We start from the raw sequence: 6,803 nt of genomic DNA on the forward strand, positions 1-6,803 counted from the left end.
GCACACCTCCGTATATATACGTAGAGAAATGGCCAAAAACCTCAGAAATACACGGGAATTTGTGACTTATTCGCCACCCCCGAGCAAAGAACCGTGGTGTTTGGCGCTGCGCAAAAGGGCAAGAAAGATCGCAAATGACGCGATAAACAGCACCGCGTTGATCGCGAGCGACCACACCATCAGGTCGGTCCGGAACACGTGGTCGATCAACAGCGCGCGCATGCCCTCGAACACGTAAGTCGGCGGCAGCGTCCAGGCGAGATATTGCAGCCAGACCGGCAGCACCGACACCGGGTAATAGATGCAGGCGAGCGGCATCAGGCCGAACATCAGGGTCCACACGATGCTCTCGGCGCCGAGGCCATTGCGCAGCACCAGACCCGACACGAAGATCCCGATCGACCAGCTGGTGAAGATCAAATTGCAGAAGAACGCGATCAGCGGCAGGCCGATGGCGAAAAAATTGAAGTCGAACCAGAACAGCGCCAGCAGCGTCATCGGGATCACGCCGATCGCAAGCCGGATCAGGCTCATCACCATCAGCGAGATCAGGAACTCGATCGGCTTCAGCGGGCTCATCATCAGATTGCCGATGTTGCGCGCCCACATCTCCTCGAGGAACGAGATCGAAAAGCCGAGCTGGCCGCGGAACAGGATGTCCCACAGGATGACGGCGCCGATCAGCGAGCCGCCGGCCTGAGCGAAAAAACTCGACGTCTGTGAAATGTAGTTCTGCAGGAAACCCCAGGTGATGATCTGCAGCACCGGCCAGTAGATCAGCTCCAGAAGCCGCGGCCAGGACGACATCAGCAAATACCAATAGCGCAGCACCATCGCGTTGATGCGGTGCACCGAAATTCCGTGATGAACGGCAACCCCGCTCATGGCGCGCCTTCCCTCACCCGCCCGCGTGCGACGTCGAGGAAGACTTCTTCCAATGTCGCACGGTTGTAGCGCGCCATGATCTGATCGGGACTGTCGTCATCCTCGATCCGGCCGCGTTTCATGATGATGACGCGGTCGCACAGCCGCTCCACTTCCAGCATGTTGTGCGATGCCAGCAATATCGTCGCGTCATGTGCCTTGCGATAATCCTGCAGATGCTGGCGCACCCAATCGGCCGTATCCGGATCGAGCGAGGCCGTCGGCTCGTCGAGCAGCAACAGTTGAGGCTGATTGATCAGCGCTTTCGCCAGCGCAACGCGGGTCTTCTGGCCAGCGGAAAGTTTGCCGCTGGCGCGGTCGAGGAATTCCTCGAGATCAAGATCGGCGGCAAGCTGAGCGATGCGCTCGCGCAGGTTCTCCACCGCATAGAGCCGGCCGAAGATGGTGAGATTCTGCCGCACCGTGAGCCGCATCGGCATGTCGACATAGGGGCTTTCGAAATTCATCCGGCCCAGCACCTCGGCGCTTTGCTCGGGCATCGGATGTCCCAGCACCTGGATGCGGCCCGACGTCGGCAGCACCAGCCCCATGATCATCGCAATCGTCGTGGTCTTGCCGGCGCCGTTGCCGCCGAGCAGGCCGGTGATACTGCCGCGCGCGATGCGAAACGAGACATTATCCACCGCGCGGGTGGTCTTGTAGAGTTTGATCAGATGCGCGACCTCGATCGCGGATCCTGCCGGATCGACTGCGGGCAGCGGCATTGGCGCGGCGTCATTATTGACCATTTGGCCCTGTTCATTGGGCTATTGCAGCGGCTAGTGCAAGAAGGTCGTCATGGCCGGGCGTAGCGGTCCGAAGGACGGCGTCGCTTCCGCTCGCCTATGTCCCGGGCATCCACCACTTTCTTTCTTGCAGCCAAGACGCGGATGGCCGGGGATAGGCGAGCGAAAGCGACGCCGTCCTTCAGACCGCTACGCCCGGCCATGACGGAGAAATACCGACGGAATCGGGCGCGAATTTGTGATCGCGGCGCCACGCGGCTAAAGTTGCGGAATGACTGAAATTTCCAGCTCCGATTTTCGCCATCCACTCCGCCACGTCCGTCTCGATACGATATTGCGGCTGCGCTGGCTGGCGGCGCTCGGCCAGCTCAGCGCGATCTTCATCGTGGCGCACGGGCTGGAATTCGACGTTGCCATTATTCCTTGCGTCGCCATTGTCGGCCTCTCGGCGCTGGTCAATCTCGCACTGCAGATCGCGTTCAATCCGATGCAGCGGCTGGAACCGGTCTATGCGGCCGCATTGCTTGCGCTCAACATCGTCGAACTTGCGGCGCTGCTGTTCCTCACCGGCGGGCTGCAAAATCCGTTCTCGTTCCTGTTCCTGGCCCCCGTCCTGATCTCGGCGACGGCGCTGCCGATCCGGCTGACCATTGCACTTGGTGTGCTCGCGGTTGCCTGCGCCTCCGCACTGGTGTTTTTCCATCTGCCGCTGCCGTGGGACAGCGACGATCCGCTGGTGCTGCCGCCGATCTACCTGTTCGGCGTCTGGCTCTCGATCCTGGTCGCGATCGGCGTCACCTCGCTCTATGCGTTCCAGGTCACCGAGGAGTCCCGGAAACTGTCTGACGCACTGGCCGCCACCGAACTGGTGCTGACCCGCGAGCAGCACCTTACCCAGATCGACGGCCTTGCCGCCGCAGCCGCGCACGAACTCGGCACGCCGCTGTCGACGATCTTCCTGATTTCGCGCGAACTCGAAAAGACGGTTGACGGCAACGAACAGCTCGCCGGCGACCTCAAAACCCTGCGCGAGCAGGCGCAACGCTGCCGCGAAATTCTGGCCAAGATCACCCAGCTCTCCTCCTCCGGCGCACCGTTCGATCGGATGCCGCTGTCGACGCTGATCGAGGAAACGGTTGCACCGCACCGCGATTTCGGCGTCGCCATCAAGGTGCGGCTAGCGGTCGCAGCGACGCGTGAACCGGTCGGCGCCCGTAACCCCGCCGTCCTCTATGGCGTTGGCAATATTCTGGAAAATGCGGTCGATTTCGCCCGGACCACGGTCGAGGTCAACGCCTGGTGGAACGCCGATACGGTCGAGATGATCATTTCCGACGACGGCCCGGGCATCGCCCCCGCCATGCTGAAACGCATCGGCGAGCCCTATTTATCGCGGCGGCGCAGCACCGATGAGGACCAAAGCGCGCGGGCCGGCCTTGGGCTCGGCATCTTCATCGCCCGTACCCTGCTGGAGCGCACCGGCGCCAAGGTCTCGTTTACCAACCGGACCTTTCCCGATCACGGCGCTGTGGTACAAATCGTCTGGCCGCGCGAACGCTTCGAAGCGGACGACACGGCGGCCGATAATGCCTCCTGGAACGGTTCCAACGACCGGGAATGACACCCTGATCGACTATTGAGGGCCTTGGCAGCGCCGTCTGGTAGCGCCATATCTTGTTGAACCTGCAACCGGGGGATACCCGACCTTGAACGCCATCACCGAACTGAACGACCTCACCGACCGCTCGCTCTTGATCGTCGAGGACGACAAGCCGTTTCTGGAGCGCCTGTCGCGCGCGATGGAAAGCCGCGGCTTCGCCGTGACGTCGTGCGATACCGTGTCCGACGGTCTCGCCCAGATCGGCCGTTCCGCGCCGGCTTTCGCCGTGGTGGATCTGCGGCTCGGCGACGGTAACGGGCTCGACGTGGTATCGGCGCTGAAGCGCAAGCGCCCCGAGGCGCGCGCGATCGTGCTGACCGGTTACGGCAACATCGCCACCGCCGTCACGGCGGTGAAGATGGGCGCGGTCGACTATCTCTCGAAGCCCGCCGACGCCGATGACGTGGTCGCCGCGTTGCTCGCCAGCGGCACCGAGAAATCCGAACTGCCGGCGAACCCGATGTCGGCGGACCGCGTGCGCTGGGAACACATCCAGCGGATCTATGAAATGTGCAACCGCAACGTCTCGGAGACCGCGCGGCGCCTGAACATGCACCGCCGTACCCTGCAGCGCATTCTGGCCAAGCGCGCGCCGCGGTAATTTGCCGGCAGGGATCGGCGGCTTCGGTCCTTCAGGCTACTTCTCGATGAGGAGCATCCGCAGGCAGCGGATACATGTCCTTGAACGGCGACGGCTTCCCGATCGCATACCCCTGCGCATAGTCGACACCGACTTCGCGCAGGGCTGGGAGTATCTCGTCGTTCTCGACGAATTCGGCAACCGTGCTCTTTCCCATCACCTTGGCGACGTGAACGATCATTTCGACCATCGCCCGGTCCATCTTGCTGTTCAGCATTTCCCTGACGAAGCTGCCATCGATCTTGATGTAGTCGACCGGGAGGTGCTTCAAGTACGAGAAGGACGACATACCGGTGCCGAAATCGTCAAGTGAGAAGCGGCAGCCCAATTTCTTCAACGCCTCGATAAACCGTTTGGCGCTGTGCATATCGGCGATCGCGCTGGTTTCGGTGATCTCGAAACAGATCATTCCGGGCGGCACCCGGTAAATATCGAATTGCCGGCGTACATATTCAACGAAATCATCGTCGCCGAACGTCGCGCCGGAGAGATTGATGGCGCAGCTCGATAGTTGAGTCGGTTCGGAGCAACTCAACCGTTCGGCGATCAAGGCAAATGCGTTTCGGATGACCCAGCGATCGATCAGCGGCATCAGGCCGTAGCGCTCCGCCGCCGGCATAAAGCTGCCGGGCTGGACCAATTTTCCGTCTTCGTCGCGCAACCTGAGCAGCAACTCGACATGGGAACGATCCTGCTCAGCCTTGTTGAGCGAGCGAATTTCCTGCGCGAACAGACAGAACCGTTGTTCGTCAAGCCCGTTCCTGATCCTCTGCACCCAGGCCATTTCACCGACGCGTTCGACCAGTTCAGCATCGCTGGGATGGTAGACCTGAATGCGATTGCGTCCCTTCTCCTTTGCCATGTAGCAGGCCATATCGGCCGCCCGCAGCGTTGCCTCCATGGCATTGGCCTCGGCGACATGCACGAGACCGACGCTGACGCTGATATTGAAGGAGCATGCATTCCAGACGAACCTCAACTCCTGCACGGCAAGCCGGAGGCGTTCCGCAATCGCGACCGCCGAACCGGCGTCGCAGTCCTGCAACAGAACGCCGAACTCGTCGCCGCCCAATCGCGCCAGCAGGCCGGCGCCGCGAAGATTCTCCTGCAGCAAAGCCGACGTATGTTTTAGCAATTGATCCCCGGCGGCATGACCACAGGTGTCGTTGACGACCTTGAACTGGTCGAGGTCGAGGAACATCAGGGAATGTTCGCTGGGCTGATCGGACAGCCGGTCGAGCGCCACTCCAAGGCGGGTTTCAAATTCGCGACGATTGACCAGGCCCGTCAAGGCGTCATGCGATGCCTCCCAGGACAGCTTTGCGAGGAACTCCTGTTCGGCAGCCTCGAAGCGCATTCGTTGCTTCAGCATTTTGCGCGTATGCCAGACAATCAGCGAAACCAGCGACATTGCCGTCAGCAGGTTTGCCACCGTCAGCACGGACTTGAGAAACCGCGAGCCTTCTCCAAGATTCTCCGAGAAGGCGCTTGCATGGGGCGCGAGCCGCCGATCGATGAAATCGATTTGCTCCTTGTGGAAGGCTGCACGCCCGCCGACCGCGGGACCGCTGGACAACTCCTCATGCAGGAGGTCGCCAAGCGACACCAGCTGATCCAGAAATGGATCTGTCCCTCTCCAGTGCCGGATCGCCGTTTTGACATATGGGCCGTGCTGGAAATAGCGGAAGAGCCGGATCATTCCTGGAATATCGGCGGGATGATTTCCGCCTCCCAGGAGGCCGTCCCGGGCGGCATCCAGATCGGGGGTCGGCTGCTCCAGCGCCCGTCGTGCGACCCGGTCGCTGAGCGGAACGGCGATCGCCTTCCTGAACCGGTCGAAGGACTCTTCGTCAGCGGTCTGGGAATAAACCGAGAGAAAGTGGATGGCGTCTTTTTGGCTCTTCGACCACATGCCCTCGCCGCCGACAAAGGCGCGAACCGACGAGAGCAGCTCCAGACTAAGGCCGGCCAGAAGCCCCTGAAAAATCACAACCGCCACGAAGGGCGCTACAAGCCGCAAAAGGCGATTTTTGCCGCGCGTGGGACCCATCATTTGCGGTGCCTGATCTGTCCTTACGCGCGAAACCGCGCGACGTTAGGGCCTGCTTTCGTTTGGGCCCGATTGCGTTGCCTTTTGTCTGCTGACCGCGCCGGTGTGGCGCTCAAACACCTGATGTCCGCAGTACCGGCAGGCTGTACTATTGGAGTAGGATTGGCGGCTTAAGATCGCGTGCGGCAGGCCCCACGCGCGATATCTAAGATCGATCGTAGTGAAGGGCATGTGAACATCTCGATATCCAATTGCATTTCAGTTTCATCGAATGCCTTTGCCCGCGATTGCGGCGATCAGAGTTCCACCAGCGGAACTTGATGCGCATTTCGATTCAATCTTCAAAGAGCAGACATGACTTCGCGATCTCGCCGCTGCTACGCGCGAAGTTTTGCAAGAGACCTTTCGCCATCTGAAAACAGAGAGGGCGCAGGGAAGACCGGGTGCGCGCTGCACCCGCGGTCTCGTGTGCGGTTTGCACAAAACAAAGTGCACACGAGCATACAGGGCAGCGGAGAACACCCGGCCTTCCCTGCGCAATGGCTTTACGGCTTATGCCGTGATCTCCCCGGAGACGAGTTCTTGGTTGACTCCGTCGCTGCCGTTCCCGCTTGCGCTTCTCCGACAGCTTGACGCCTGCCACGGGCGCCAGGACCACACGGTTTTGCCGTACGCTTATCCACGCCGTCGTCGAGGCGTAAACCAGCGTCCACCGCAACCCGTCCAACGTCCGTGACGACGGCCGACGCCCTTCTGAGTAGGACGGGATGGGCGAATATATGC

Annotated in this window: 5 protein-coding genes; 2 read left to right on the plus strand and 3 right to left on the minus strand. The window is 61.1% G+C overall.

Features of this window, described 5'->3' with window-relative positions; genetic code table 11:
- Positions 1-66: 66 nt before the first annotated feature.
- Together JQ600_RS19655 and JQ600_RS19660 are read right to left on the minus strand one after the other, a co-directional pair.
- On the minus strand, positions 67-885 hold the full coding sequence (locus tag JQ600_RS19655) for an ABC transporter permease (RefSeq protein WP_212268743.1): 819 nt from the start codon (positions 883-885) through the stop codon (positions 67-69).
- The gene (locus JQ600_RS19660; protein WP_212268742.1) at positions 882-1,673 is read right to left on the minus strand and encodes an ABC transporter ATP-binding protein; all 792 of its coding nucleotides are present in this window, start codon (positions 1,671-1,673) and stop codon (positions 882-884) included. The genes JQ600_RS19655 and JQ600_RS19660 overlap by 4 nt, the downstream gene beginning before the upstream one ends.
- A 268-nt stretch (positions 1,674-1,941) precedes the next feature.
- Between JQ600_RS19660 and JQ600_RS19665 the strand changes: the two genes are divergently transcribed.
- Both JQ600_RS19665 and JQ600_RS19670 read left to right on the plus strand, forming a co-directional pair.
- On the plus strand, positions 1,942-3,291 hold the full coding sequence (locus JQ600_RS19665) for an ActS/PrrB/RegB family redox-sensitive histidine kinase (protein ID WP_212386449.1): 1,350 nt from the start codon (positions 1,942-1,944) through the stop codon (positions 3,289-3,291).
- Between the two features lie 85 nt (positions 3,292-3,376).
- Positions 3,377-3,931 (plus strand): ActR/PrrA/RegA family redox response regulator transcription factor, encoded by a 555-nt coding sequence (locus JQ600_RS19670; RefSeq protein WP_192736382.1) that lies wholly within the window; start codon positions 3,377-3,379, stop codon positions 3,929-3,931.
- Positions 3,932-3,962: 31 nt separating this feature from the next.
- Here JQ600_RS19670 and JQ600_RS19675 read toward each other — a convergent pair whose 3' ends face one another.
- A complete protein-coding gene (locus tag JQ600_RS19675; protein WP_312010894.1) occupies positions 3,963-5,969 on the minus strand; it encodes an EAL domain-containing protein in 2,007 nt (668 codons plus the stop codon).
- Positions 5,970-6,803 lie beyond the last annotated feature (834 nt).

It is taken from the genome of Bradyrhizobium sp. AUGA SZCCT0176 (assembly GCF_018130145.1).
Classification (GTDB): domain Bacteria; phylum Pseudomonadota; class Alphaproteobacteria; order Rhizobiales; family Xanthobacteraceae; genus Bradyrhizobium.